Below are 26418 nucleotides of genomic sequence, written 5' to 3' on the forward strand. Positions count from 1 at the left end.
CAGCCGGCGTACACCGACGGAGTCAGAAGCGGCGCGTGATCAGCGCTCGCTTCACCTCCGCGATGGCCTTGGTGACCTCGATGCCGCGCGGGCAGGCGTCCGTGCAGTTGAAGGTCGTGCGGCAGCGCCACACGCCGTCGCGGTCGTTCAGGATCTCCAGCCGCTGCTCGCCGGCCTCGTCGCGCGAGTCGAAGATGAAGCGGTGGGCGTTGACGATCGCGGCCGGGCCGAAGTACTGGCCGTCGTTCCAGAACACCGGGCACGAGGACGTGCACGCGGCGCACAGGATGCACTTGGTCGTGTCGTCGAAGCGCTCGCGGTCCTCGGCGGACTGCAGGCGCTCACGCGTCGGCTCGTTGGTGTCCTTCGTGATCAGGAAGGGCATCACGTCCCGGTACGCCTGGAAGAACGGCTCCATGTCGACGACCAGGTCCTTGAGGACCGTCAGGCCCTTGATGGGCTCGACCGTGATCGGCTTCTCGGGGCTGAGGTCCTTGATCAGCGTCTTGCAGGCGAGGCGGTTCTTGCCGTTGATCCGCATGGCGTCCGAGCCGCAGATGCCGTGCGCGCAGGAACGGCGGAAGGTCAGGCTGCCGTCCAGGTCCCACTTGATCTTGTGCAGCGCGTCGAGGACGCGCTCCTTCGGGTCGATCTCGAGCTGGAAGTCCTCCCAGGTCGCCTCGGCCGCGACCTCCGGGTTGAACCGGCGGACGCGGAAGGTGACCGTGATGTACGGGGAGTCGGCGAAGCCGGGCTCGGGGGCCGAGTCGTTCTTCTCCATGACAGGGGTAGCCATCAGTACTTACGCTCCATCGGCTGGTAGCGGGTCTGGACGACCGGCTTGTAGTCGAGCCGGATGGACTCGGTGCCGTCGTCGCCCACCTCGCGGTACGCCATGGTGTGGCGCATGAAGTTGACGTCGTCGCGGTTGGGGAAGTCCTCGCGGTAGTGACCGCCGCGCGACTCCTTGCGGGCGAGCGCGGACACCGCCATGACCTCGGCCAGGTCCAGCAGGTTGCCCAGCTCGACGGCCTCCAGCAGGTCGGTGTTGAAGCGCCGGCCCTTGTCCTGGATCGCCACGTTCTTGTAGCGGGCGCGCAGCTCGGCGATCTTCTCGACGGCCGTCTTGATCGTCTGCTCGGTGCGGAACACCATGACGTTGGCGTCCATGCACTCCTGCAGCTCGCGGCGGATCGTCGCCACCCGCTCGGTGCCGGTGGAGGAGCGCAGCCGCTCGATCTGCTCGACGACCTGGGCCTCCGGGTCCTCGGGCAGCTCGACGAAGTCCGCCTTGTGCGCGTACTCCGCGGCGGCGATGCCCGCGCGGCGGCCGAAGACGTTGATGTCGAGCAGCGAGTTGGTGCCCAGGCGGTTGGCGCCGTGCACGGACACGCAGGCGACCTCGCCGGCCGCGTACAGGCCGGGGACGACGGTGGTGTTGTCGGCGAGGACCTCGCCCTCGACGTTGGTCGGGATGCCGCCCATGGCGTAGTGCGCGGTCGGCTGGATCGGGATCGGGTCCGTGTAGGGCTCGATGCCGAGGTAGGTCCGCGCGAACTCCGTGATGTCGGGCAGCTTGGCGTCGAGCTGCTCCGGCGGGAGGTGGGTGAGGTCCAGGTAGACGTGGTCGCCCTCGGGACCGCAGCCGCGGCCCTCGCGGATCTCCGTGTAGATGGAGCGCGAGACGACGTCGCGGGAGGCGAGGTCCTTCATGACCGGCGCGTACTTCTCCATGAAGCGCTCGCCGTCCTTGTTGCGGAGGATGCCGCCCTCACCGCGGGCGCCCTCCGTCAGCAGGATGCCCATGCGCCAGATGCCGGTCGGGTGGAACTGGAAGAACTCCATGTCCTCCAGCGGCAGCCCGCGCCGGTAGACGGCCGCCTGGCCGTCGCCGGTCAGCGTGTGGGCGTTCGACGTCACCTTGAAGAACTTGCCGGTGCCGCCGGAGGCGTAGATCACGGACTTCGCCTGGAAGACGTGGATCTCGCCGGTCGCCAGCTCGTAGGCCACCACGCCGGCGGACTTCTTGACGCCGTCGACCTCGGTGATGAGCTGGTCCAGGACGTAGAACTCGTTGAAGAACTCCACGCCCTCCTTCACGCAGTTCTGGTACAGCGTCTGGAGGATCATGTGACCGGTGCGGTCGGCCGCGTAGCAGGAGCGGCGGACCGGGGCCTCGCCGTGGTTGCGGCTGTGGCCGCCGAAGCGGCGCTGGTCGATCGTGCCGTCCGGGGTCCGGTTGAACGGCAGGCCCATCTTCTCCAGGTCGAGGACCGAGTCGATGGCCTCCTTCGCCAGGATCTCGGCGGCGTCCTGGTCGACCAGGTAGTCACCGCCCTTGACCGTGTCGAAGGTGTGCCACTCCCAGTTGTCCTCCTCCACGTTGGCCAGCGCGGCGGCCATGCCGCCCTGCGCGGCGCCCGTGTGGGAGCGGGTGGGGTAGAGCTTCGTCAGGACGGCCGTGCGGCTGCGCTTGGTCGCCTCGATGGCGGCCCGCATACCGGCGCCACCGGCGCCGACGATGACGGTGTCGTACTTGTGTACCTTCATGATTTTCGCAGCCCCGTGCCTAGCGGATGTTCGGGTCGAAGGTGAAGATCACCAGCGTGCCCAGCAGGATGGTGAACACCGTGGCGGTGTAGAGCAGGCCCTTGAGCCACAGGCGGGTGTTCGTGCGCTCCGCGTAGTCGTTGATGACCGTGCGCAGGCCGTTCGCGCCGTGCAGCATCGCGAGCCAGAGCATCGCGAGGTCCCAGACCTGCCAGAACGGCGAGGCCCAGCGGCCCGCCACGAAGGCGAAGCCGATCTTCGAGACGCCGCCGTCGAGCACGAGCTGGATCAGCAGGTGGCCGAGGACCAGGACGACCAGCACGATGCCGGACAGGCGCATGAAGAGCCAGGCGACCATCTCGAAGTTGCCCCGGGTGGACTTCGGGGTCTTCTTCGTGCGGGCGCGGGGCGGCTCGATGAGCGGCGCCGGGTTGTCGGGCGTGTACAGGGACGCGCCCTCGACGGGGCCGATCCCGGAAGCGGGGGATTCAGTCGTGGACATTGGCGTCAGCTCCCGAACAGTTCACGAGCGGCGTGGCCGAGGACGGGGTAGATCGCCCCGAGCATCAGCACGACCCACAGGGCGACGACGGTCCAGAGCATCTGCTTCTGGTAGCGGGCGCCCTTGACCCAGAAGTCGACGGCGATGACACGCAGGCCGTTGAGCGCGTGGAAGAGGATGGCGGCGACGAGGCCGTACTCCAGCAGCGCGACGATCGGCGTCTTGTACGTGGCCACGACGGTGTCGTAGGCCTCGGGGGACACCCGCACGAGAGCGGTGTCCAGCACGTGAACGAACAGGAAGAAGAAGATGAGGACGCCGGTGACTCGGTGAGCCACCCAGGACCACATTCCTTCCCGGCCGCGGTACAGCGTTCCAGCCGGCACGGAAATTTCCTCCGGGAGCGGGGATTGGGGCCGCGCCGGCTTTCCTTGTCGGTCGGGCCCGGCCGGGTACGGTCCACCGGCCCCCAGCATGGTAGCGACGGTTGCCTGCGGCTCTTACGGGGGGCCTGCCGTTGTGATCAAACTTGCACTCAAAGGAGCAGTGGGTTCGAGCGGGGGCGGCTACGGGGGTGGGGTTTGGTGCGGTTTGCCGGGTGCGGGTCGTGGGTGGCCGGTCGCGCCCCGCTCTGGCGGAGCCGCTCATGGGCTCGCGGTTCCGCGCCCCTGGAGGACGTTGATCAGACGTGTCTTCGACAGCCGCCGGAGTTCTTCCGCCGCGACCAGGCGCTCTTCGTCCAGGTCGTTGCCCAAACGTGACCGGACGGCCGTCAGGACGTGGTTCAGGGTCTCGTCCGGGGCGAGGCCGTCCAGGCAGATGACGAAGGCGTGTCCGAAGCGGGACTCGTAGGCCGCGTGGGCCGCGCTCAGGGCCGTGTGTGCCGCCGCGTACGTGCCCTCCGGCAGGGCGGGCGGCGTCTCCGCGGCCAGGGCCTCGGTCAGGTCGTCCGGGGTGAGGTCGTAGGCGGCCTCGTCCGCTGCCGCCAGCAGGGCCGGGAGGTCCGGGTAGGGGCGGTGGGCGAGGAGGCGGTGGGCCCAGGCGGGGCTGTGCAGGCAGGCGAGGGCGGTTCGGGCGGCCTCCTCGGCCGGGGCCGTGTTGAAGCGATCCAGCGGGGTGGCTGTTGCCGGTGTGGCGCGTGTTTGCACCGGTACCGGTATGGCCACTCGGCGGGGGAGGTCTGGGAGACGGTGCGCAGGCAGCGTGTGTCCTCGTGGGCTTCACGTGTGTGTCGGCAGGGGATTGTGCGAAAGGTGTGGCGTCACGTTATCGAGTGACGGCAACACGTGTCCGTCCGATGCCCGAATTTCACCCGAACGGGAGAGTTTCAGAACATGTGGTGGACGCATGACGGCAACGGCGGCCCTAGGTTGACGCTGTGAGCCAGCATCGAGGCCGGACACCGGCGCACAGGGTGGGACAGCGGGCCGTGATCGCCGGCGCGGTGGTCGCCGCGCTCGGCGTGGGCGTGGGCCTGTGGGCCACCGACCCGGGTGGCGACGGCGGCGGCCGGGAAGGACCGGCGGCCCGCACGGACGAGGCGGCCGCGCCCAGTCCCAGCCGGACCTACCCGCTGTCCAAGGCGCCGCGCACCATACCCGCCGTGCGGGAGCACACCGCGGCCCGGGGCCCGGGCTGGCAGCCGGCGAAGGGGCACCGGGTCGTCGTCGCCGACGCGGGCCTCGCCGACGAGGGGAAGCTGGTCGCCGGCGAGCTGGGAATGACGTACGCGGGCCAGAAGGACGACGAGCGCGCCGGTGACCTGCTGCTCGACGTCAAGGCCGACAAGGGTGCGAACCCGGAGTCGTACACCATGACCGTGCGCGACGGCCGGGTCACCGTCACCGGGCCCGCCGAGGCCGGCGTCTACTACGGCACCCGCACCCTGAAGCAGGAGGTGAAGGGCGGCGGAACGGCGCCGGAGGGCGTGGTGAAGGACGAGCCGGCCAAACCGAAGCGCGGCTTCTCGCTCGACATCGCCCGCAAGCACTACAGCGCCGACTGGATCAAGGACCGGATACGCGAGCTGGGCGACCTCAAGTACAACGAGCTGGGCCTGCACTTCTCCGACGACCAGGCCTTCCGCATCGAGTCCGACTCGCACCCCGAGATCGTCTCGGACCAGCACCTGACCAAGGCCGAGACGAAGGAGATCATCGATCTCGCCGCCTCGCGCCACATCACCGTCGTCCCCGAGATCGACTCGCCCGGCCACCTCGGCGCCGTGATCGCCGCCCACCCCGACCTGCAACTGCGCAACGCGCAGGGCAAGGCCACGCGCGGCGCGATCGACATCTCCAAGCCGGAGGCCGCGAAGATCGTCGACGACCTGCTGAACGAGTACGCCGACCTCTTCCCGGGCTCCCAGTTCCACCTCGGCGCCGACGAGTACCAGGCGCTCGTGGTGCCCGACCCCGAGGCGTCCTACCCGACGCTGGCCGCCGCCGCCCGCAAGTCCTACGGCTCCGGCGGCACCGTCGCCGACCTCACCACGGGCTGGCTCAACGGCCGCGCCAAGACGGTCATGGCCCACCACCGCACCCCGCGCGCCTGGAACGACGGCTTCTTCAAGGACACGTCCGTCGAGCCGCTCAAGGACATCAAGGTCGCCTACTGGACCGGCAAGGAGATCGGCGCCCGCCCGCCCACGCAGTACCTGAGCGAGGGCCGCCAGGTCATCAACTACAACGACGAGTTCCTCTACTACGTGCTCGGCCAGCCGCAGACCTTCGTCTACCCCACCGGCCAGCGCATCTACGAGCAGTGGACCCCGCGCGTCCTGCGCGGCACGACGGCCGTCGACGCCAAGTACGACAAGCAGATACTCGGGGGCAGCTTCGCCGTCTGGGGCGACCTGCCGAACGCCCAGACCCAGGCCCAGGTCGCCGAGGGCATCCGGCTGCCGCTGGCCGCGACGGTCCAGAAGCTGTGGGACCCCGGCAGGCCCGAGCTGTCCTGGGCGGACTTCAAGTCGCTGGCCGACCGCCTCGACTGACGCCCCGGGCCCGGTCCCACCGGCGCCGATTGGCCGATCCGGCTGCGAACAGCCGTACGGCTGTGGTGGTCTTTTGACCGAGCCGAACCGACACGCCGGGGGGAGCCGGGACATGGGCTACTGGGGGTACTTCGTCGTCGGCCGCGCCGAGCGGCCGCTCGCGGAGCTGGAGGCGCTGGCCGGCGCCCCGGACATGACCCTGTGCCGCAGCGCGCCGGGCGGGTGGCAGGTGTGGGAGTTCCCGGGCGGTGACGGAGACGTCGGGAACATGAACGACCTCGCCGGGCAGACCGGCGCGCCCGCGCTGTTCGGGTACGTGATGGACAGCGACTGCGTGGTCGTGGAGGCGGCGGCGCCCGAGAGCGGGGCCTGGACGACCTGCCTGGCGCGGACCGCGATGGCCGGGTACCTGGGCGCCGAGCGGGACGGGCTCACCCTGGAGGACTACTTCCTCGAGCCCCGCGACGCCGCCGAGCGCGCCGTCGCCTGGGCCGCTGAGGCCGGGTGCGCCGCGAACGCCGGGGAACTGGCCGGCGTACTGGCGGACGACCCGGACGCGGGGGAGGGCACGGACGGGATCGCCGGGCCCGGGGGCGAGCGCGGTCCCCTGGCCGAGGACCTCTTCTTCCGGCTCCTGGACCGGCTGGGCGTCGTGCCGCTGTGACCCGGGGGCGCCGCGGGTCCCGGGGTTTTCCTGTGACACTTCCGTCCGCGCGGACGCTGATGACCTTGGGGGCGGGCTCACCCGAGCACGCGAAGGACTCGGTACGGACGAGGACGGTTCTTGGGCCAGCGAGGGGAACCCCGCCGCGTGCAGGCGCACGACGGGGAACTGGGCGCGGCGGTCGCGCGGGCCCAGGACGGTGACGAGGCCGCCTTCGCGGTCGCCTACCGGTTCGTGCAGCCCGGACTGCTGGGCTACCTGCGCGGGCTGGTCGGGGACGACGCCGAGGACGTGGCGGCGGACGCCTGGCTGGAGATAGCCCGTGACCTGCGGCGCTTCCGGGGCGACGGCGCCGGTTTCCGGGGCTGGACGGCGACGATCGCCCGGCACCGGGCCCTGGACCACCTGCGCCGTCTGAGGGTGCGGCCCCGCGCCACGGCCACGGAGCAGGACGTCCTGGACCTGCCGGGCCCGCACTCCACGCACGACCAGGCCCTGGAGACACTCTCCACGCGGACCGCGCTGGACCTCGTCGCGGGACTGCCGCGGGACCAGGCCGAGGCCGTACTGCTGAGGGTCGTCGTCGGTCTCGACGGGCCGTCCGCCGCCCGGGTGCTGGGCAAGCGGCCGGGCGCGGTGCGCACGGCGACGTACCGGGGGCTGAGGCGGCTGGCGCGGCAGCTCGGCGCCGACGGTGTGACGGATGACGGCCCCGGGACGCTGGGGGAGTCGACATGAGGGGCGCCGAACACGGCGGCCCGGCGGCCCGGGCGGGAGCGGAGGCGGACATGGCCGTACGGCACGGGCGGGGCCGCGACGCCGGTCCCCGGCCCGCGCCCGGTGACGTCCCGGCGGCGGAGGCGCTGCTCGCCGCGGTGCTGCGCGGGGAAGGCGCCGGTGCCGAGGGCGAGCGGCGTGCGGTGGCCGCCTTCCGGGCCGCCCGGGACGCGGAACCGGGCCGGGCCGCGCGCACCCGGCGCCGGGACGACTGGCGCCCGCGGACCGGGTGCCGCCCGGGACGCTCGCTGAAGACCGCCCTCTTCGTCGCGCTGGGGAGCCTCACCCTGGGCGGCGTCGCCTACGCGGCCATGGGCGGGGGCGCACCCGGCGCGCACGTCGGAGAACCGGACCGCACACGCCCGGCCACCGCCCCCGCCACCGCCGGTTCCTCCTCCGTCGGCCTCCCCTCGGACCGCGGCGCCTCCTCGGACCGCGGCCCATCCTCGGGCGGCGCTCCGGCCGATGGCCTGATCCGGCCGGGCGGCACCCCGTCCGCCGCCGCGTCGCCCTCGGCGCGGGAGACCCCCACGCCCCCCGCGTACCCGGGCCGCCCGTCCCCCGCCCGGGACGCCGAGGCCCACTGCCGCGCCTACGAGCGGGTGGCGGGCCGCGGCGGGGCACTGGACGGCACGGCCTGGCAGCGGCTGGTCACGGCGGCGGGCGGCGCGGAGCACGTCGAGGCCTACTGCGCCGGGCGGTGGACCCGGCCGGTCGCACCGGCGAGCCCGAACGCCGCGGGCGTGAGTGCCCCGGGCAGGAACGTGGGCGGCGACGCCGCGGCGGGACGGACGCCCGGCCGGGATCAGTAGCCCCTGCCAGGGGCGATCGCGGCGGCCAAGGCAACGGCCGGGGCCGCCACCCCCCACAGGAGAGGCCCCGGCCGTCGCGCGGCACGGGCCGCGCGGCGGCCCGTACTCCCTTCAGCGCCGTCCCCGCGATTTCTGTCACACCCCACCGCGTCACGGGTTAGTTGCATCTTGTACGGCAAGGCGATGAGGACGTGGACGAGTGGCGGTTTCAAGACGTAACGTGCCATTCGCGCCGGTGCAGCGGGGGGCTCGCCCCCGCGACGGGGTCGCGGGCGACCACCGCGGTCCTCGGTCGGGCGACCACCACGACGGCGAGGACCACGTCCGCGAGAGCGGCGCCGGTACAGGCGCAGAAAGGCCTTCTCGGTGCTGGGGGACGACGCGGAGCTGACCGCCGCGGTGCGTGCGGCACAGGCCGGGGACGAGACCGCGTTCCGGGCCGTGTACCGCGCCGTGCATCCGCGGCTGCTGGGGTACGTGCGCACGCTCGTCGGCGATCACGACTCCGAGGACGTGGCGTCCGAGGCCTGGCTGCAGATCGCCCGCGACCTGGAACGGTTCGACGGCGACGCCGACCGGTTCCGCGGCTGGGCCGCCCGTATCGCCCGCAACCGCGCGCTCGACCACATCCGCATGCGCGGCCGGCGGCCGGTGATCGGCGGCGACGAGACGGAGCTGACCGGCAGGCCCGCGGAGTCCGACACCGCGGGTGAGGCCATGGAGGCACTGGCCACCGGCAGCACGCTCTCCCTCATCGCCAGGCTGCCCCAGGACCAGGCCGAGGCCGTCGTCCTGCGCGTGGTGATGGGCCTCGACGCCAAGAGCGCCGCCGAGACGCTGGGCAAGCGGCCCGGCGCGGTGCGCACGGCGGCGCACCGCGGGCTGAAGCGCCTGGCCGAGCTGCTCGGCGGCGATCCGGAACCGGGCGGCGGGCTGGGCGCCCTGCCGCCGCAGCGAGAACCGCGCGGCCGCGCGGTGACGTCCGCGAGTGTGACGCATACGCGTGCGCGGACGCAGAAGGACATGTGATGGCCGACGAGCAGGACGAGTGGCTGGACCGCGAAACGGCGGAGCTCTTGCTGCGCGGAGAGCCGCTCCAGGACCTGGAGGGCACCGACCCCGCGGCCCGCGACCGGGCCGCACGACTCGTCGCCGCCCTGGCCGCGCTGGCCGCCGCACCGGCTCCGACCGGCGAGGAACTCCCCGGCGAGGCCTCGGCGTTGGCCGCCTTCCGCAAGGTGAACGCCGAGCGGGCCGACGCGGCGGCGGGTACGCCGGCCGCCCTCGGGCACGGCACCGCCGGCGACGCCTTCGACGCCGGACTCGTCCGCATCGGCCCGTCCGGCGGGGGTGCCCGGCGTGCGCGCTGGAGCCGGCCCCTGCGCTTCGGGCTGGCCGCCGCGCTGACCGTCGGCATGGTCGGCGGGGTGGCGGTGGCGGCCGGAACCGGAGTACTGCCGACGCCGTTCGACGGCACCGGTCCGGAGCCCGCGGTGACCGTCTCGGCCGCCGCATCCCCCGGTCGTCCGTCCGCCCCGCCCTCGCCCCTGGACGGCGTGCGGGGCGGGGCGGAATCCGGCGCCCCCTCGGGCGGGCCCGGCGGGGACACCGCCCGGGACGGCGACGGCACCGAGGACCGCGGCGCCGACGCCCCGGACCCGGACGGCTCCGGGGAACGGCGTTCGAACCTGGCCGCGTCCTGCCGCAAGGTCCGCGCCGGGCAGCAGCTCGACGCCGCCCACCGGCGCGCGCTGAAGGAGGCGGCCGGGGGAGCGTCGCGGGTCGGGAAGTACTGCGGCAACCTCCTCGCCGGAACGCCCACCGGCCCCGGCGCCCGGGACGGCGCGGGCCACGGCGGCTCCGGAGCGGCGGCCTACGAGGGCGAGCTCCGCACGGGCACCGACGAGGGCCGGGACGGCAAGGGCAACAAGGGCAAGGGGAACAGCGGCAACAACGGCAAGGGGAACAACGGCAAGGGCGCCAACGGCAACGGCGACAAGGGGAACAACGGAAGCAGCAGCAACAGCAACAGCGGCAGCGACAAGGGCAAGGGCGGCGGCCAGGGAAACCAGGACGACGACGGTGACGACGGCGGCAACGGCGACGACGAAGGCTCCGGCAATGCCCCGCCCGCCCACGGTCCCCATCGGCCCCACGGCCCTCACGCCCCGTCCGCCCGCGAGCCCCGCCCCCAGCAGGGGGCGCCCGCCTACGCCCCCCGCGCCGCGTACTCCGCGACGACCGCCTGACCTGCGCTTTCGTACAGGCCGGAGATTCCCTCGCCGAGGGTGTGACACTTTCGGACGCCGCAACGCAGTAATGAGTGAAGCCGACTGGTCATCGGCTTTTTGCACCGAGCCGGGGTTCCCCCCGTACCTGCGGCTCGTGCACCTCGGCGCGGGCGGGACACGTTCCCCCGGTCCCGCCCGCGCCCCCTTCGCTCACCGGTGCACGACGACCTTGTCGCCGTTCCTCACCTGCGCGTACAGGCCGGCGATCGCTCCCTCGTCCCGCACGTTGACGCAGCCGTGCGAGGCGCCCGCGTATCCCCGGGCCGCGAAGTCGTAGGAGTAGTGCACGGCCTGGCCGCCGCTGAAGAACATGGCGTAGGGCATGGCCGAGTCGTAGAGCGTCGACCAGTGGTGGCGCGACTTCCAGTAGACGTGGAAGACGCCCTCCCTGGTCGGCGTGTGCCGGGAGCCGAAGCGCACGGACATCGTCGACACGGTCCGCCCGTCGATCATCCAGCGCAGTGTCCGGCTGGACTTGCTGATGCACAGCACCCGGCCGGTCGTGCAGCGCGGGTCGGGCGCGGCGGCCGGCTGGCCGCCCATCAGGTACAGCTCCCACTTGCCGGGTTCGTGCGACATCCCGAGCAGCCGCTGCCAGGTGACGGTGTCCGTCCGGCCGGTGCGGGGCAGTCCGCGCTTGCCCTGGAAGCCGCTGACCGCGCGCTCGGTCAGGTCGTCGTACGTCCCCGTCGGCCCGTCGACGAGCCACTCGACCTGGCGCAGCCGGGCCTGCAGTTCACGGACGTCCCGGCCGCTGTCGCCCCGCTGCCACAGCACCCTGGCCGCCTGCGACGGCGCGGGCGGCGGTGCGCTCGACGAACGGCGGCCCCCGGACGGCGTGCTCCCCGGCGGCGTGCTCCCCGGCGGCGTGCTCCCGGGCGGGGCCGCGGTGGTGACCTCGATGCGCACCGGTGCGTGCCCCTTGCCGTCCGGCCCGGTGCCCTGCACGGTGCAGCCACCCGCCAGCAGTACGGCCCCCAGGGCGGCCGCGACCGTCCGGCCCGTGTTCCCCATGCCCCTCACACGCATCACGGCCCCCTGCCGTCCCACCGCCCCGCACCGACGTCCCCCTGAGTTGTTCCCCCGGATGACGCGTCGCGAACGGCACGGCATCGTGGTGACCGGGACCGCGTCGAGGTTGTGATGAAGGTCCCAGCGTGGGCCACTCCACCGGGTGCACGCGCGCCGATACAGTCCGTCGAAGTGCCGGTCCGCACCGGCGGGCAAATGACGGGTAGTTCGAGCTGTACGACCATGTGCTCAGCGGGAGGCATCACACCATGACGCGCGAGTCCGAGTCCGGGCTGCCGATCGAACCGGTCTACGGGCCCGACGCCCTGACGGACTGGGACGCGGCCGAGAAGCTGGGCGAGCCCGGGAAGTACCCCTTCACCCGGGGCGTCTATCCGACGATGTACACGGGCCGGCCGTGGACGATGCGCCAGTACGCCGGTTTCGGCACGGCGACCGAGTCCAACGCCCGCTACAAGCAGCTCATCGCCAACGGCACCATGGGCCTGTCGGTCGCCTTCGACCTGCCCACCCAGATGGGGCACGACTCGGACGCGCCGATCGCGAGCGGCGAGGTCGGCAAGGTCGGCGTCGCCATCGACTCCGTCGACGACATGCGCGTGCTGTTCGGCGGGATCCCGCTGGACAAGGTCTCCACGTCCATGACGATCAACGCCCCGGCCGCCCTGCTGCTCCTGCTCTACCAACTCGTCGCCGAGGAGCAGGGCGTGAGCGCCGACAAGCTCACCGGCACGATCCAGAACGACGTGCTGAAGGAGTACATCGCGCGCGGGACGTACATCTTCCCGCCCAAGCCCTCGCTGCGGCTGATCGCGGACATCTTCAAGTACTGCCGGGCCGAGATCCCGAAGTGGAACACCATCTCGATCTCCGGCTACCACATGGCCGAGGCGGGTGCCTCGCCCGCGCAGGAGATCGCGTTCACCCTCGCGGACGGCATCGAGTACGTGCGCACCGCCGTCGCGGCCGGCATGGACGTGGACGACTTCGCGCCGCGCCTGTCGTTCTTCTTCGTGGCGCGCACGACGATCCTGGAGGAGGTCGCCAAGTTCCGCGCGGCCCGCCGGATCTGGGCGCGGGTGATGAAGGAGGAGTTCGGCGCGAAGAACCCCAAGTCGCTGATGCTGCGCTTCCACACCCAGACCGCCGGTGTGCAACTGACGGCCCAGCAGCCCGAGGTCAACCTGGTCCGCGTCGCCGTGCAGGGCCTGGGCGCGGTCCTCGGCGGCACGCAGTCCCTGCACACCAACTCCTTCGACGAGGCCATCGCGCTGCCGACCGACAAGTCGGCCCGCCTGGCCCTGCGCACGCAGCAGGTCCTCGCCTACGAGACGGACGTGACGGCGACCGTCGACCCGTTCGCCGGTTCCTACGTCGTGGAGAAGATGACCGACGACGTCGAGGCGGCGGCCCTGGAGCTGATGGGCAAGGTCGAGGACCTCGGCGGCGCGGTCAACGCCATCGAGCACGGTTTCCAGAAGAACGAGATCGAGCGCTCCGCCTACCGCATCGCCCAGGAGACCGACTCCGGCGAGCGGGTCGTCGTCGGCGTCAACCGCTTCCAGCTCGACGAGGAGGAGCCCTACGAGCCCCTGCGCGTCGACCCGGCCATCGAGGCCCAGCAGGCCGAGCGCCTGGCCCGGCTCCGCGCGGAGCGCGACCAGGCGGTGGTGGACTCGGCACTGGCGGCCCTGAAGAAGGCCGCCGAGGGCGAGGACAACGTCCTGTACCCGATGAAGGACGCCCTGCGCGCCCGCGCGACGGTCGGCGAGGTGTGCAACGCGCTGCGGGAGGTGTGGGGGACGTACGTGCCCTCGGACGCGTTCTGACGGCTGCCGGGCCGGACCGCCGCCGGTCCGGCCCTCAGGCGTCCAGCCCGAAGCGGTCCAGGTAGGCGCCGAGACCCTCCGGCGTGTCCCCGGCCCAGCCGACGTAGCCGTCCGGACGCACCAGGAACAGCCCCGTGCCGTACGCCCCGTGCGCGCCGCCGCGCACCACCCGTACCGTCGGCCCCACGGCGGTGTCCGGCACCTCGGCGCCCAGGGCCAGCAGCGTCCAGTGCGGTCCCCGGAAGGCGTCGAAGAGCCGTACGCCGTCCACCCGGCCGTCGGGCGCGCGGTCCCCGGCCCGTATGGCGTCCTCGGCGAGGGCGTCCCGCGTCTCCCGCGTCAGCGACGAGTCGCGGTAGCCGATGCCGAGCTGCCGCGTGGCCCGGCCGCGCCGCACCTCGCCGCGGTGGACGGCGGTCGACAGGTCGAGCATCTGCGCGGCGACCGGGCGCCGTTCCTCCTCGTAGCTGTCCAGGAGTGCGGCCGGGGCGTCGCCCGTCAGCACCGCGTCCAGCTTCCAGCCCAGGTTGTAGGCGTCCTGGACGCTGGTGTTGAGCCCCTGGCCGCCCGCGGGGGAGTGCACGTGCGCCGCGTCCCCGGCGAGGAAGACCCGGCCCGCCCGGAACCGGTCGGCCAGCGCCGCCCGGGGACGGAAGTCGGAGGTCCAGCGGACCTCGGTCACGTCCTCGGCGGCGATGTGCGAGCGCTCGGCGACGACCTTGCGGACGCCGTCCGGCGAGGTGTCCACCTCCGCGCCCTCCGGGAACCGCGCCATCACCTGGAAGTCCTCGGTGCCGGCCAGCGGGCAGACGGCGAGGAGGCCGACCCCGTCGCGCGGCGGGAAGACGTGCCAGTTGTCCCGGTCCAGGCCGGTGATCCGGACGTCCGCGACCAGCGTCGGGCTCGGGTCGACGGTCTCGCCGGTCATGCCGATGCCCAGCGCGCGCCGCACCGCCGAGCGGCCGCCGTCCGCCGCGACCAGGTAGCGGGCGCGCAGTGTCCCGCCCGAGGCGAGGTGCGCGGTGACGCCCGTGCCGTCCTGGGCGACACCGGTGACCTCGTGGTGGAAGGCGACCCTGCCGCCCAGTTCCGCGAGCCGCGCGGCGAGGATCTCCTGCGTGCGCCACTGCGGCACCATCCACGCCCGGTTGTACGGCGAGTCCTCGCTCGGTTCGGCCGGCTCGAACATGTGGTGCTCGCCGACCCGCTCCCCGTCCTGCCAGATCATGCCGACCGGGTAGGCGCCGCCCGCCGCGTGGATCGCGTCGACGACGCCGAGGTCGTCGAGGACCTCCATCGTGCGGGGCTGGAAGCCCTTGCCCCGCGAGCCCGGGAACAGCGCGCCGGCGCCCTCCAGCACCAGCGCATCCACCCCGCGCCGGGCGAGGTCGACGCCCAGGGCGAGACCGGTGGGGCCCGCGCCGACGATCAGCACATCCGTGTCCAGGGCATGCGTTTCCGCGACATTCACGGCAACTCTCCTTAACGTCGTTAAGTCCCGTACGGCTCCGAGGATGGACTTAACGCCGTTAAGCTGTCAAGCGTGAGTACGGAACGACGCGCCCCCCTCGACCGCCGCCGGGTCGCGGACACGGCGCTGAAGCTGCTGAACGAGACCGGTCTGGACGGCCTGAGCCTGCGCACCATCGCCAGGGAGCTGGACGTCAAGGCGCCCGCCCTGTACTGGCACTTCAAGGACAAGCAGGCCCTGCTCGACGAGATGGCCACCGAGATGTACCGCCGGATGGTGGCCGGGACCCCGCTCGACCCGGCCGACACCTGGCGGGAGCGGCTGCTCAAGGCCAACCACGGCCTGCGCGCGTGTCTGCTCGCCTACCGCGACGGCGCCAAGGTGTTCAGCGGCTCACGCTTCACCGGCGCGGTGCACGCCGAGTACATGGAGGGCACCCTGCGGCTGTTCACCGCCGCCGGGTTCACCCTGGCGCAGGCGGTGCGGGCGACCACGACGACGTACCAGTTCACGCTCGGCTTCGTCACCGAGGAGCAGGGCGTCGAGCCGCTGCCCGGCGAGCGCCGGGAGGGCTACGACATGGACGAACGCGCCCGCATGCTCGCCGACTACCCCCTGGCGGCCGCGGCGGGCGCGGAGATCTTCACGGACTGGGACCGGCACTACCGGGAGTCGCTGGACCTGGTGATCGCGGGCGTCGCCGCGGCCTACGGCCTCGACTGAGCCGCGCCCGCCGCGCCGCCCGCAGTGGCGCCCGCCTTCGCCCGCCGCGCCGCCCGGCGGCGGCGCACCGCACGCGTGACGAGGGGCGGCAGCAGGTCCAGGGCGAGCCGCCGGGTGCGCTCCCGCGGGACCGAAGCGCGCACCGCACGGGCCGCACGGGCCGCCGGACGGGGCTGTGCGGCCTGTTCCGGCACGGGCGGGGTGGTGTCGGGCCGGCCCGCGTCCGGCGCCGGGGCGGGCGCGGCGCCGGGCGCGGGGTGGCGCGAGGACGGCAGGGAGGGCGGCCGCAGCCGCTTGCTCCTGGCGCGGGTGCGCACCAGCCGGTGTCCGGCGGCGTGCTCCACCGTCACGGAGATGTCGTCGCGCCCGCGCAGCGCCGCGAGCAGCTCCTCCTGCGCGGGCTCCGGGTCGCCCCAGGTGCCGTACAGCTTCTGGCTGCTCAGGCAGACCGGACGCAGCCCGCGGTTGAGCACCGCCTCCCAGGCCGCGACGGCGACGCCCGGGGTGTGCTCGCTGCGGAAGTCGTCCAGGACGACGATGCCGTCGGGCCCCAGCAGCTCGCGGGCCGCGCCGATGTCGCCCTCGACGTGCTCGTACAGGTGCGAGGCGTCGACGTGGACGAAGCGGCAGGAGCCCGGCGCGACCTCGTCGGCGACCGCGGAACTGGGCGCCTGGACGATCGTCGGCAGGGTGTCGTGGAAGGAGAGGTAGTTCCGTTCGAAGGCCTGACGGGTGAGGGAGGAGTACGACTTCGCCGCCTCCGCCCGGTTGGCCGCGTCCGGCGGCTCCGCCCCGAACAGGTCGCAGACGGTGAGCCGCTCCCCGTCCCGCAGCCGGTGCCCGAGCAGGATCGCGCTCTTGCCCAGGTAGGCGCCCAGTTCCAGCAGGTCGCCGGGGGTGCCCAGCCGCTCCTGCCGCTCCAGGAACCAGGAGAACAGCACCTGGTCGAGCGGCCAGAACCAGCCGGGCACGTCGTTCAGCTCGCCGGGGTACTCGTGCGTCTCTTGCGCAGTGGCCATGAGGCGAGGATGCCCCCGGGGCGGCCGGCAACAAGGGGGTACGCGCGATCCGACGGTCGGAAAATCGCACGAATCGCCCAATGTGTCCGCCCGGGCACACCGCGCAGCCCGCTCAGCCCGCCCGCAGGAACGCCGAACGGGCCGCCTTGCCCAGGAAGGCGAACCGGGTCGTGCCCTTCAGGCGGTTCTCCAGGGCGTCCTTGATCCCCGGCCAGCGGGGGTCGCCGTAGTCGTCCAGGACGACGATCCCGCCCGGCGCGGCGATCTCCTCGGCCCACTCCAGGTCGCGGGCGACGCCCTCGGCCGAGTGGTCGCCGTCCACGACGATCACGCCGTAGGCGCGGTCCGAGACGGCGGCCCGGGTGCCGGGGTCCTCGGAGAAGCCCTGCCGGATGCGCGCCGCCGCGCCCGCCGGACCGGCGAGGGCGAGGCTGGTGCGTACGGCCTGCTCGTCGACCGGCGCCCCCGTGGGGTCAGGACGCCGGTCCGTGCCGGGCTGGAGCTGCACGCCGGCGAACGGGTCGACGATGGTCAGGGCCGGGCTGCGGCCGTCGCGCTCCATCATCCGCACGAGCCCGGCGGAGAACATGCCGTAGAGGGTGCCGATCTCCAGGATCTCGTCGTTCGGCGGGTCCAGCAGGGGGATCGTGCCGAGCTTGCCGCAGATGTTCATGGTGCCGCCCGCGATCCGGCCGACGCCCAGCGACTCCAGCGCCACCAGCAGGCGGAAGGCGGCGGCGACGTTGCGCTCCGCCGCCTCGCGGTCACCGCACAGGGCCTCGACCTCGGCGTACAGGTGCTCCAGTGAGGCCTCGCCCACCATGCGGGAGATGCCGCGGCCACCGGGGCCGAGCAGCAGCTCGATGGTGAGCTGGCGGTGCCTCAGTTCCTCGACGTCACGGACCAGTCGGCCGGTGTCCGGGGCGGGCGGTGCCGGCCGGGTGCCGGTGCGGCGGACCGCCGCGCGGACCTGTCGCTCGATGCGCTGGTCTATGAGGTCGGCGACGGGACGCAGCAGACGCCGGGACACCGGGCTGCGGAGCAGGGAGCGGCTGTTCATGGGGCGGGGGCCTCTTATCCGTCATGGGGGGCGCACAGCAGTGCGGGAGCACGTGGGAGGTGGCGCGGGGCCAGCCTAGAAAAAAGGGCGCAGAATTGCGCCGGCCGTCGGTCGTGAAAGACGGAATTAACCTCTGCTTCATTTCTGCTGCGCATGGCGTCTTCTTCCGGTTCGGCGGCGGTCGGCCGGAATTGACTGCCGCGGCGGGACGGGAGCGTATTGGGCCACCATTCCTTCGCCCATTGTTCACCGGCGATTGCCCAACCGCGAGGGAATGCCCCCGGTCTAATCGATCGGACCGGCGCAGAGGGAGTGACATCCCCACCCGAGGCGCCGCACGCGACGAATACTGCTTGGGGCCCGACGAGAATGAATCGCTCAATCCTGCGCGGCAGACCGCGACGGGCTGCCGCGCTGCTCGCCGCGGCCCTCACCGTCACCGCGTTCTGCGCGGCCGACGCCGTCGCCCGCAGCTATCCCTTCGGTCCGCGCACCCGCGCGGTCAACGACCTGGGCAACCAGTACGTGCCGTTCCACGCCCACCTGTGGGACCTGCTGCACGGCCGCTCCGACGGCGGCCTGCTCGTCAACTGGCAGTCCGGGTTCGGCTCCAGCTTCCTGCCCGACCTCGGGACGTATCTCAGCAGCCCGTTCGCCCTGCTCGTGGTCCTGTTCCCGAGGGACGAGATCGACCTCGCCGTCTACGTGATCACCGTTCTGAAGACCGCGTGCGCCGGCGCCGCCATGGCCTGGCTGCTGCTCCGGCTGCGCCCCGGCCGCTGGTGGGCGGCGGGGCTGCTGGGTGCCGCGTACGCCCTGTGCGGCTGGTCGCTCGCGGACGCCTCGTACAACCCGATGTGGCTCGACGGCCTCGTCGCCCTGCCCCTGCTGTGCCTGGTCGGGGAGTGGGCGCTCGACGGACGGCGCCGGCTGCTCGGCGTGCTGGTCGTGGCGCTCGCCTGGATCGCCAACTTTTACACCGCGTACATGGCCACCCTCGGCGCCGGTCTCTTCCTGCTGCTCCGGCTGTGGCTCTCCGGCCTCCCGCGCCGCCGGGCCCTGGCGGCGGCCGGCCGGGCCACGGCCACCGTCGCCCTGGGCGTCGGTCTGGCCGCCCCGCTGGTCACGGTCGTCTACTTCGGCACGAAGCACGCCTACCCGGGGCGGGTCACGCACTTCACGCCGGTCGCGACGCAGGACCTGCTGGCGCGGCTGCTGCCCACCACGTACGGGTTCGCCAGCCCCGCGCTCTTCGTCGGCACCACCGCGCTGCTGCTGGCCCTCGCCCTGCCCTTCCACCGGGCCGCCCCCGTGCGGGTGCGCGCCGGGTGGAGCCTGCTGGTGGCCGCCGTCGCGCTCTCGCTGCAGTGGACACCGACCCACCTCGCCTGGCACGCCTTCGCCACGCCCAACGGCAGCCCCTACCGCCAGACGTTCGTGCTGTGCGCGCTGCTGGTCGTCGCGGCCTGGCACACCCTGTCCTACGGCGTACCCGCCCCGCGCGCCCTGGCCGCGGCCACCGCGCTGCTCGCGCTCGTCGCCGCCGTCGCGAGCGGCAGCGGCCTGGTGCACGCCTACGCCTGGCCGGTCCTGCTCCTGTCCACCGCGGGAGCACTCACCGGCCTCCTCCTGCTGCGCCGCGCGGAAGCGGAGGGGGCCCCGGCATACGGAGCCGGGGACGGTCCCGCAGCCGGGCCGGGCGCCGTGACCGGCGGCGCGGGCGCGGCCCGCCGTCCGGGGTTCGCGGGGGTCGCCGCGCGCTGTGCGGAGGCCGTGCGGTCCGCTGCCGCCGCCTCCACGGCTGCCGGCGGAGGGCGTTCCCCGGCCGGGGCAGCCGCCGACGCCGAGGGCGACCGCGACGCCGACGGCGGCCGTGAGGCCGACGACGACCGGGAGACCGGGGATGGCCGCGCGCCCGGGGGCGGCCGTGAAGCCGGCGGTGGCAGTGAAGCCGGGGACGGCCTCGTTGGAGCGGGGGCCGGGGCCGGGGCCGGGGCCGGTGGCGGTGGTGTGCCGCGTGCCGCACGGGTGGGGGCGCGACGGCGGCTCGGGCTCGCCGGGCTCGCCGTCGTCGTCCTGGTCGGTGCCCAGCTCGGCGAGGCCGCCGCCACCTCCGCCGTGGCCACCCGGCTGCGGCTCAACCACCTGGACGACTACGCGTCCTGGGGGGACCGGCAGCGTGCGCAGGCGAAGGCCGTGGCCGGGGCCGACGGCTGGCCCGCCCACCGCACCGACCCCGGGCGGGAGCAGACCGTGGGCAACGACCCCATGGTGGTGGGCGGCCAGGGCGCCCAGTACTACAGCAGCCTCACCGCCGACGTCCTCAGCCGTACCCTCACCGCCCTCGGCGGCGGCTGGACCTCGCGCGGCCGCAACGTACAGAGCCTCGACAACGCCGTCACCGACGCGGTCTTCTCCGTGGGCGCCCGGGTGCACTCCCCGCCCGACCAGCACCAGCGGTGGAACCCCCGCGACCGCAGTCCCGTGACCGTGACCCGGCAGGACGTACCGCCCCTGGTCACTGTGCAGCCCGCCACCGCGCCCGGCGTCCGCACCGGGGTCTCCGCCTTCGGCCCGTCGCCCTACCGCAACCAGGAACTGCTGCTGGGCAGCCGCGTCTACACCGTGCCCGCGCTGACCGTGCGCACCGGCGACGGCGCGCCGCCCGCACGGGCGCCCGGAGACCGGCCGGGCAGCCTGGTCGAGGCCCCCCGCACGCAGGCCGCCGCACACCGGCCCACGATCGCCGCCCAGTGCCCGGCCCGCAGCGAGGTCTACCTCTGGGCGCCGCACTACTCGGGCACCGCCCGCCTCACCGACACCCCGGCCCAGCCGCTGACCGGCCGGTTCACCTCCGACGCCGCCAAGATCGCCGCGATGCAGCGGCTCGGCACCGCCCCGGCCTCCGGCCACGTGCGGATCGAGCTGTCGCCGACCCGGACCGGCACCGTCCCGGACGGCGCTGTCGGCTGCCTGGACACCGCGCGGCTGCGCACCGCCGTGCGGGAACTGAAGGCCACCGGCGCCGAGGAGGTGACCGTCTCCGACGGCACCGTCAAGGCCCGGCTCCCGGCCGGCAGCACGGGCACCGCCGTGCTCGCCGCCCCCCGCATCGCCGGCTGGCGGTGCGCGGCGGACGGCGCCGGGGCCGAGCCCGCCCGGACCCGCTACGGGCTGATCGCCGTCCCCCTGGACGGCTCCGCGACCAGCGTCACCTGCACCTTCCACCCGCCCGGCCTGCGGCTGGGCACGGCCGTCGGAGGGGCCTCCCTCCTGACCCTCGTCCTGCTTGGCGCCGTCACCGCCGTCCGCCGGCGGCGGAGGGCACGGCACCCCGCGCCCCACCCCGCCACCCGACCGCGCGAGCACCTCACCAGCGCCCTCTGACCGCGCCCCGGAGACCACCATGCTCATATCGATCGTCGCCCCCTGCTACAACGAGGAAGACGTCGTCGAACGCTTCCACGCCGCCGTGCAGAAGGTCGCCGACGACCTGCTGCCGCTCGGCCACGACATGGAGTTCGTCTACGTCGACGACGGCAGCCGCGACCGGACACTCCCCCTCCTGGAACAGCTCGCCGAACGCGACCCGCGCGTCCGCTACGTCTCCTTCAGCCGCAACTTCGGCAAGGAGGCCGCCCTCCTCGCCGGCCTGCGCCACGCCTCCGGCGACTCGGTGGTGGTCATGGACGCCGACCTCCAGCACCCGCCGGAGCTGATCCCCCGCATGGTCGAGCTGCGCGGCCAGGGCCACGACCAGGTCCTCGCCCGGCGCAGCCGCAGCGGCGACCGCCTCACCCGCACCCTCACCGCCCGCCTGTACTACCGGCTGGTCAACCGGCTCGTCGACGTCGAACTCGTCGACGGCGTCGGCGACTTCCGGCTGATGTCGCGGCGCGTGGTGGACGCGGTGCTGGCCCTGACCGAGTACAACCGCTTCTCCAAGGGCCTGTTCGCGTGGGTGGGGTTCCCCAGCACCACCTTCGAGTACGAGAACGCCGTACGCGAGCACGGCCGCAGCTCCTGGACCCTGAAGTCCCTGCTCAACTACGGCCTCGACGGGCTGCTGTCGTTCAACAACCGGCCGCTGCGCGCCGCCCTCCACCTCGGCATGACCCTGCTGACCTGCGCCGGGCTCTACACGGCGTGGATCGTGGGCGCCGCCCTCGTCAACGGCGTGGAGACACCCGGGTACGTCACCATCATCACCGTCGTCACCGCGCTCGCGGGCGTGCAGATGGTGATGCTGGGCGTCGTCGGGGAGTACACGGGCCGGATCTACTACGAGGTCAAGGGGCGCCCGCACTTCCTGGTGAAGGCGACCAACGTGGAGCGGACGAAGGGCCTCGTCCGCTGATGCCCACCGCCCCGGCCCGCCCGGCCACGACCCGCCCGACGGCGAGGCAGATCACGGTCTTCGCCCTGGTCGGCGTCGTCAACACCGGCACGTACTACGGCCTCTACCTGCTGTTCCTGCTGAGCCTGCCGTATCTCCTCGCGCACGTTCTCGCGTTCCTGCTCAGCATGGTCGGGTCCTTCTTCCTGAACGCGCGCTTCACCTACCGGACCCCGCCGACCTGGCGGAAGTTCCTGCTGTTCCCGCTGACGAACGCCGCCAACTTCGCGATCACCACGGCCGGCGTCTACCTGATCGTCGACGTGCTGCGGGCGGGCAGCCGGTTCGCTCCGCTGCTCGCCTCCGCGGCGGCGATCCCGGTGACCTTCGTGGTCTCCCGCTGGATCATGCTGCCGCGGGCGGGGGACCAGTCCGCCCCCGGGAGACGGCGGGGCGGGGGCCCGCCCGGCCGCTCCCCGGCGGACACCGGGGACCACCTCACCGTCTGATCGAGCGCCGGATGGCCCGCGCGCGCCGCACCACCCTGCGTGCCGCGGCGTTGCGCGGCAGGAAGGCCAGCCGCTCGGGCACCCCGCCGGGCAGGCCCAGCGAGGTCAGCCGGCGCTTCTTGAAGTACCGGCGGGTGCGGGCGTCGAGGTTGCTCCGCAGGTACTCCTCGGCCGCCGGGCGCAGCTCCGGCAGGATCCTGGGCTGCATCGCGAACCCGACGGCCCGCACCAGCGCGTTGAGGGCCCCGGTGTCCAGGCCCTGCCGCCGCTCGGCGACGGCGTCCCGGTCGGACGGTCCGGGCAGCAGCGCGTCCACGACGGTGACCGGGACGCGGTTGCTGTTCTCGTACGGCGTCAGCCGGTCCAGCAGGATCTCCGTGCCGACCCGGGCGACCGGCAGCCCGTACAGCGCGGACGCGGTCAGCAGGGCCGTGGAGAAGCAGCCGACGACCAGCGCCGGGCGCATCCGCAGGTACAGCACCTCCGCCAGGACCGGCGTGTCCAGCACGGTGAGTTCGACGCCGAGCCGCTCCGCCTCCTGCTCCAGGGTGCGGGCGAAACGGGCCGGGGCCGAGGGGTGCGGCTTGAACACCACCCGGGAGTGACCGAGCCCGACGGCGCCCGTCAGCATCCGCACGTGCAGGTCCTCCTCCTCCTCGGGGGAGAGGATGCCCAGCGCCGACAGGTACTGGCCGAGCAGCAGCGCCGGCTCCTCGACCCCGGGGAGCGCGGCGTCGGTGTCCGCCAGTTCGGCCAGCACCTTCGTGAACGCCGGGGTCGGCACGAGCTGCGCCGGGACGTCGAACTCGGTCAGCAGCAGGGGCGTCAGGCCCGGGACCAGGTCGAGGTGGAGCAGGCGTTCCACCCGGGTGCCGACCAGCGGGTCGAGCTTGTTGCGGGTGGGGCCGTAACTCATCAGCCCGTCGGCGTACACCGTCAGCGGCGCGTCGGTGAAGATCTGCGCCACGCCGAGCGCGGGGTGCACCTGGATCGACTCGACGGCCAGGGCGACGTCGTCCTCGCCCAGGTCCCACAGCAGCCGCAGGTGCCGCTCCCACAGGGGCGCGTCCTCCACCCGCGGCGACCAGCCGCCGGGATGGAAGGGGAAGATCGCCTCGTTCCAGGACACCACGTCGTCGAAGCGCGACCGCAGCCGCTCGAACCCGGGCATCCCGTCGAGGGACGGCGTCGTCTCGGGCGTCGCCGCGTTGTTGGAGACCAGCAGGATCCGCCGGTCGGCCGGGGCGAAGCAGCCCGCGTCCAGGGCGGCGGCGAGCGTGGCCGTGCCGTAGAGCGTCGACGCCAGGAAGATCTGCGTGCTCACGCCGCCACCTCCGCACCCTGCACCCCGCGGCGGCGCAGCCGGCGCAGCAGCGTGGCCCGCTCGGTGTCCATCGAGGCGAGCACCTCGTCGAGTGCGTCCTGCGGCATCCGGCGCAGGGCGGCGGCGCTCATCGCCTTCAGTTTGCGGGCCACGGCAGGCTCGAACCTTTCGACGGAACCGAGATGGTGGGAGATGATCGCGCAGTACGTGCGCACGGCCTTCGGCAGCAGCCGCGCGGCGTCGGCGTCGGCGGCCGCCCCCGCGACGACCTCGTCGAAGGCGCGGATGAAGTCGAGCTGGCGGACGTCGCCGATCTGGGTGAGCGAGGACGCCACCCCGCGCCGGTAGAAGACGCCGAGCAGCCCCGTGACCGCGAACGACTCCGCCTCCCGGTGCAGCTTCCAGATCCAGGGCCGGTCCTCGGCCGTGCGCAGGCCGTCGGTGAAGTGCAGCAGCCCCCGCTCCACCAGCCGGCGGTGGTAGACCCCGGCCCACGCGTAGGCGTAGTCGACCGAGGTGGACCGGTGGGCGGGCAGGATCGCGTCGCGCGGGCGCAGTACGACGCCCCGGCGGCCGTGCGGCACCCGGTGCACGACCCGGGCCCGCGCCGTGCACTGGACGTGGTCGGTGCGCACGAAGTCGCAGCCCAGCCCCTCGATCGCGGCGACCAGCCGCGCGTAGTGGCCGGGGGCCAGCCAGTCGTCGCCGTCCAGGAACGTCAGGTACTCGCCGCGCGCCCGGTCGATGCCGGTGTTGCGGGCGGTGGCCAGGCCGCCGTTCTTCTCGTGTCGGACCAGCACCGCCCCCGGCAGCTCGGTCTCGGCCCGCGCGAGCAGGTCCGCGGTCCCGTCGGACGAGCAGTCGTCGACGAGAATGAATTCGAAGTCGTCCCGCGCGTTGGCGCGCAGACTCCGCAGGGTGTCGGGTGCGTATTGCCGCACGTTGTAGAACGGCACGATGACGGAGAGCTTTGGCACGGGAATGACGTTAGGTGCCGGTCCGGCACCGGGCTTTACCTCAACCTTGACACGCGGTGAACGAGGCGTGGCGAAGCGGTGAAGCGCGCGCTGTCCGGGACGCGGGACGGCTCGATTTCCCCTTCGGCGATGTGCTGTTCACCATCTGTTGGATTCCGGTTGGGCGGTTCCTAGAAAAGCCTTTTTAACGTCTACGGCGTGCCAGCAAGTGCAAAGAATTCCCTGCGGGTCGCCGTTCTGGCGGACTCCGACACCCGGTGGAAATGGGGCGCGCTCACCGCGAGCCGCCTCGGCCCCGGGGACACGGAGATCCACCTCGACGGCTACCTCCTGCGCGGCCGCGCCACCCCCACCGCCCGCCAGCTCCGGGAGGTCGGGGTCGACGCGGACTCGCTCCGCGAGGTGACCGCCGGCGAGTTCCTGCGCGCCATGGCGGGCGCCGGGGACGGGAAGCCGTACGACGTCCTGGTCCTCGCCCTGGTCGGCGGGGGCGTCCAGGCGATGCTGCACGGGCTCGGCCGCCTCTGGCGCGACCGCGCCGAGCGGCCCGTGGTCGTCACCGGCTACGTCGGCGTCGTCTACGAGAAGCTCGCCGACGGCCTGCTGCTGCGCCACGGCGCCGACCTCGTCCTCGCCAACTCCCGCCAGGACGCGGAGCGCTTCCGCGCGGTGTACGAAGGGGTCGGTGCCGACGCCTCGGCGGTGACGGAGGTCGCGCTGCCGTTCCTCGGCGGAGCCGCCCACACCGGTGAGCACGACCCGTACACGGTCGTCTTCGCCGCCCAGCCCTCCGTCCCGGACCGCCGCGAGGACCGCGCCTACCTCCTCGAGAGGCTGATCCGGCACGCCCGCCTCCACCCCGGGCGGGAGGTCCTGCTCAAGCTGCGCTCCAGGCCCGGCGAGCACACCACGCACATCGAGGAACTGCCGTACCAGAAGCTGGTGCAGCGGGCCGACCCGCCGCCCAACTTCCGCCTGGTCTACGGGCACATGGGCGAGGTTCTCGACCGCACCGACCTGCTGGTCACCGTCAGCTCGACGGCGGCCCTGGAATCCCTGCACCGCCGCATCCCCACCGCCGTCCTGACCGACCTCGGGGTGCGCGAGGCGCTCGGCAACCACCACTTCGTGGGCTCCGGCTGCCTCGTCTCCTGGGACCGGCTCGACGCGGGCCACCGCCCGGAGCCCGACCCGGAGTGGGTCGCCCGGCAGGGCGTGGCGGCCGACGGCGGCTACGACACCGCCTTCGACGCGGCCCGCACGCGCATCGCCGCGCTCCTCGCCCGGCCCGGCGGACTGCCCCCGCTCGCCCCCTACTACACGCCGGCCACCGCCCCCGGCTACCTGCCCGGCATCCTCGCCCGCCACCACCTCGCCCCGGACGGCAGCCCGCTGCCCGGTGCGCCCGCCGCCGACCGCGGCCCCGGCCCGGTGCGGCAGATCGTGCGCCGCGCGGCCCGCGGCGCCTACCGGCACGGCGTCCAGCGGGTCGCCCCGGTGATCCGGCGGATGGGGGAGCTGTGACCGGCCCGAACCGTCTCCAAGGA

General features: G+C 73.4%; 23 protein-coding genes. 12 read left to right on the plus strand and 11 right to left on the minus strand.

Annotation, left to right across the window (positions count from 1 at the left end; genetic code table 11):
- Positions 1-22: 22 nt before the first annotated feature.
- The 5 genes from IG88_RS0104105 to IG88_RS0104125 all read right to left on the minus strand — a co-directional run bounded on the left by IG88_RS0104105 (position 23) and on the right by IG88_RS0104125 (position 4200).
- Positions 23-796 (minus strand): succinate dehydrogenase iron-sulfur subunit, encoded by a 774-nt coding sequence (locus tag IG88_RS0104105; RefSeq protein ID WP_030400348.1) that lies wholly within the window; start codon positions 794-796, stop codon positions 23-25.
- The gene (gene sdhA / locus IG88_RS0104110; protein ID WP_031035029.1) at positions 796-2550 is read right to left on the minus strand and encodes a succinate dehydrogenase flavoprotein subunit; all 1755 of its coding nucleotides are present in this window, start codon (positions 2548-2550) and stop codon (positions 796-798) included. Before sdhA ends, IG88_RS0104105 begins: the two co-directional genes overlap by 1 nt.
- A 19-nt stretch (positions 2551-2569) precedes the next feature.
- Positions 2570-3052, minus strand: a complete 483-nt coding sequence (locus tag IG88_RS0104115; protein ID WP_031035030.1) for a succinate dehydrogenase hydrophobic membrane anchor subunit — start codon at positions 3050-3052, stop codon at positions 2570-2572.
- A 5-nt stretch (positions 3053-3057) separates the two neighbouring features.
- A complete protein-coding gene (gene sdhC, locus IG88_RS0104120; protein WP_003974113.1) occupies positions 3058-3438 on the minus strand; it encodes a succinate dehydrogenase, cytochrome b556 subunit in 381 nt (126 codons plus the stop codon).
- 258 nt (positions 3439-3696) lie between these two features.
- The gene (locus IG88_RS0104125) at positions 3697-4200 is read right to left on the minus strand and encodes a 2-oxo-4-hydroxy-4-carboxy-5-ureidoimidazoline decarboxylase (protein WP_037835247.1); all 504 of its coding nucleotides are present in this window, start codon (positions 4198-4200) and stop codon (positions 3697-3699) included.
- A 230-nt stretch (positions 4201-4430) separates the two neighbouring features.
- On the opposite strand from IG88_RS0104125, the gene IG88_RS0104130 reads away from it, so the two are divergent.
- From IG88_RS0104130 to IG88_RS43215, 6 genes are all read left to right on the plus strand, one after another.
- On the plus strand, positions 4431-6047 hold the full coding sequence (locus IG88_RS0104130; RefSeq protein ID WP_324608991.1) for a glycoside hydrolase family 20 protein: 1617 nt from the start codon (positions 4431-4433) through the stop codon (positions 6045-6047).
- A 112-nt stretch (positions 6048-6159) separates the two neighbouring features.
- Positions 6160-6711, plus strand: a complete 552-nt coding sequence (locus IG88_RS0104135; protein WP_031035037.1) for a hypothetical protein — start codon at positions 6160-6162, stop codon at positions 6709-6711.
- Between the two features lie 120 nt (positions 6712-6831).
- Complete coding sequence (locus IG88_RS0104140; protein ID WP_063760575.1) at positions 6832-7449, plus strand: RNA polymerase sigma factor; 618 nt, start codon at positions 6832-6834, stop codon at positions 7447-7449.
- Positions 7446-8300 carry a hypothetical protein gene (locus IG88_RS0104145; protein ID WP_051851744.1) on the plus strand — a complete coding sequence of 285 codons (855 nt, stop codon included), beginning with the start codon at positions 7446-7448 and terminating at the stop codon, positions 8298-8300. The genes IG88_RS0104140 and IG88_RS0104145 overlap by 4 nt, the downstream gene beginning before the upstream one ends.
- Positions 8301-8666: 366 nt before the next feature.
- Entirely contained in the window at positions 8667-9329 is a 663-nt protein-coding gene (locus IG88_RS0104150) for an RNA polymerase sigma factor (RefSeq protein ID WP_031035044.1), read from the plus strand.
- The gene (locus IG88_RS43215) at positions 9329-10549 is read left to right on the plus strand and encodes a hypothetical protein (RefSeq protein WP_051851745.1); all 1221 of its coding nucleotides are present in this window, start codon (positions 9329-9331) and stop codon (positions 10547-10549) included. The genes IG88_RS0104150 and IG88_RS43215 overlap by 1 nt, the downstream gene beginning before the upstream one ends.
- A 192-nt stretch (positions 10550-10741) precedes the next feature.
- Here IG88_RS43215 and IG88_RS0104160 read toward each other — a convergent pair whose 3' ends face one another.
- Positions 10742-11620 (minus strand): L,D-transpeptidase family protein, encoded by an 879-nt coding sequence (locus IG88_RS0104160; protein ID WP_031035047.1) that lies wholly within the window; start codon positions 11618-11620, stop codon positions 10742-10744.
- Between the two features lie 251 nt (positions 11621-11871).
- Between IG88_RS0104160 and IG88_RS0104165 the strand changes: the two genes are divergently transcribed.
- Entirely contained in the window at positions 11872-13452 is a 1581-nt protein-coding gene (locus IG88_RS0104165; RefSeq protein WP_031035049.1) for an acyl-CoA mutase large subunit family protein, read from the plus strand.
- 34 nt (positions 13453-13486) lie between these two features.
- Here the strand turns inward: IG88_RS0104165 and IG88_RS0104170 are convergent, their stop codons facing one another.
- On the minus strand, positions 13487-14899 hold the full coding sequence (locus IG88_RS0104170) for an FAD-dependent oxidoreductase (RefSeq protein WP_031035052.1): 1413 nt from the start codon (positions 14897-14899) through the stop codon (positions 13487-13489).
- 96 nt (positions 14900-14995) lie between these two features.
- On the opposite strand from IG88_RS0104170, the gene IG88_RS0104175 reads away from it, so the two are divergent.
- Positions 14996-15646, plus strand: a complete 651-nt coding sequence (locus tag IG88_RS0104175) for a TetR/AcrR family transcriptional regulator (protein ID WP_031035055.1) — start codon at positions 14996-14998, stop codon at positions 15644-15646.
- On the opposite strand, the gene IG88_RS0104180 is transcribed toward IG88_RS0104175, so the two are convergent.
- Both IG88_RS0104180 and IG88_RS0104185 read right to left on the minus strand, forming a co-directional pair.
- Positions 15631-16665, minus strand: a complete 1035-nt coding sequence (locus IG88_RS0104180) for a class I SAM-dependent methyltransferase (protein ID WP_031035057.1) — start codon at positions 16663-16665, stop codon at positions 15631-15633. The genes IG88_RS0104175 and IG88_RS0104180 overlap by 16 nt on opposite strands.
- Positions 16666-16777: 112 nt before the next feature.
- Positions 16778-17725 carry a class I SAM-dependent methyltransferase gene (locus IG88_RS0104185; protein WP_031035059.1) on the minus strand — a complete coding sequence of 316 codons (948 nt, stop codon included), beginning with the start codon at positions 17723-17725 and terminating at the stop codon, positions 16778-16780.
- 369 nt (positions 17726-18094) lie between these two features.
- On the opposite strand from IG88_RS0104185, the gene IG88_RS40115 reads away from it, so the two are divergent.
- From IG88_RS40115 to IG88_RS0104200, 3 genes are read left to right on the plus strand one after another with little or no spacing between them, the layout of a single operon-like run.
- Positions 18095-21112: a YfhO family protein gene (locus tag IG88_RS40115; protein WP_051851746.1), complete on the plus strand. Its 3018-nt coding sequence runs from the start codon at positions 18095-18097 to the stop codon at positions 21110-21112.
- A gap of 19 nt (positions 21113-21131) precedes the next feature.
- The gene (locus tag IG88_RS0104195) at positions 21132-22082 is read left to right on the plus strand and encodes a glycosyltransferase family 2 protein (RefSeq protein ID WP_031035062.1); all 951 of its coding nucleotides are present in this window, start codon (positions 21132-21134) and stop codon (positions 22080-22082) included.
- Positions 22082-22570 carry a GtrA family protein gene (locus tag IG88_RS0104200; RefSeq protein WP_078861392.1) on the plus strand — a complete coding sequence of 163 codons (489 nt, stop codon included), beginning with the start codon at positions 22082-22084 and terminating at the stop codon, positions 22568-22570. Before IG88_RS0104195 ends, IG88_RS0104200 begins: the two co-directional genes overlap by 1 nt.
- Here IG88_RS0104200 and IG88_RS0104205 read toward each other — a convergent pair.
- Positions 22560-23894, minus strand: a complete 1335-nt coding sequence (locus IG88_RS0104205) for a polysialyltransferase family glycosyltransferase (RefSeq protein WP_031035067.1) — start codon at positions 23892-23894, stop codon at positions 22560-22562. The two genes, IG88_RS0104200 and IG88_RS0104205, sit on opposite strands and share 11 nt — an antisense overlap.
- On the minus strand, positions 23891-24871 hold the full coding sequence (locus tag IG88_RS0104210) for a glycosyltransferase family 2 protein (RefSeq protein WP_031035069.1): 981 nt from the start codon (positions 24869-24871) through the stop codon (positions 23891-23893). Before IG88_RS0104210 ends, IG88_RS0104205 begins: the two co-directional genes overlap by 4 nt.
- A gap of 198 nt (positions 24872-25069) precedes the next feature.
- Here IG88_RS0104210 and IG88_RS0104215 point away from each other — a divergent pair, with 198 nt between their 5' ends.
- On the plus strand, positions 25070-26395 hold the full coding sequence (locus IG88_RS0104215) for a DUF6716 putative glycosyltransferase (protein ID WP_031035071.1): 1326 nt from the start codon (positions 25070-25072) through the stop codon (positions 26393-26395).
- The last annotated feature ends 23 nt before the right edge of the window (positions 26396-26418 follow it).

Origin of the sequence: Streptomyces sp. NRRL F-5650 (assembly GCF_000721365.1) — a bacterium.
Lineage (GTDB): Bacteria > Actinomycetota > Actinomycetes > Streptomycetales > Streptomycetaceae > Streptomyces > Streptomyces ardesiacus.

Coding starts and splice junctions, on each gene's coding strand:
- IG88_RS0104105 (WP_030400348.1), bottom strand. CDS start 796: ATGGCTACCCCTGTCATGGAGAAGAACGACTCGGCCCCCGAGCCCGGC.
- IG88_RS0104145 (WP_051851744.1), top strand. CDS start 7,446: ATGAGGGGCGCCGAACACGGCGGCCCGGCGGCCCGGGCGGGAGCGGAG.
- sdhA (WP_031035029.1), bottom strand. CDS start 2,550: ATGAAGGTACACAAGTACGACACCGTCATCGTCGGCGCCGGTGGCGCC.
- IG88_RS0104195 (WP_031035062.1), top strand. CDS start 21,132: ATGCTCATATCGATCGTCGCCCCCTGCTACAACGAGGAAGACGTCGTC.
- IG88_RS0104200 (WP_078861392.1), top strand. CDS start 22,082: ATGCCCACCGCCCCGGCCCGCCCGGCCACGACCCGCCCGACGGCGAGG.
- IG88_RS0104185 (WP_031035059.1), bottom strand. CDS start 17,725: ATGAACAGCCGCTCCCTGCTCCGCAGCCCGGTGTCCCGGCGTCTGCTG.
- IG88_RS0104135 (WP_031035037.1), top strand. CDS start 6,160: ATGGGCTACTGGGGGTACTTCGTCGTCGGCCGCGCCGAGCGGCCGCTC.
- IG88_RS43215 (WP_051851745.1), top strand. CDS start 9,329: ATGGCCGACGAGCAGGACGAGTGGCTGGACCGCGAAACGGCGGAGCTC.
- IG88_RS0104165 (WP_031035049.1), top strand. CDS start 11,872: ATGACGCGCGAGTCCGAGTCCGGGCTGCCGATCGAACCGGTCTACGGG.
- IG88_RS40115 (WP_051851746.1), top strand. CDS start 18,095: ATGAATCGCTCAATCCTGCGCGGCAGACCGCGACGGGCTGCCGCGCTG.
- IG88_RS0104160 (WP_031035047.1), bottom strand. CDS start 11,620: ATGCGTGTGAGGGGCATGGGGAACACGGGCCGGACGGTCGCGGCCGCC.
- IG88_RS0104180 (WP_031035057.1), bottom strand. CDS start 16,665: ATGGCCACTGCGCAAGAGACGCACGAGTACCCCGGCGAGCTGAACGAC.
- IG88_RS0104115 (WP_031035030.1), bottom strand. CDS start 3,052: ATGTCCACGACTGAATCCCCCGCTTCCGGGATCGGCCCCGTCGAGGGC.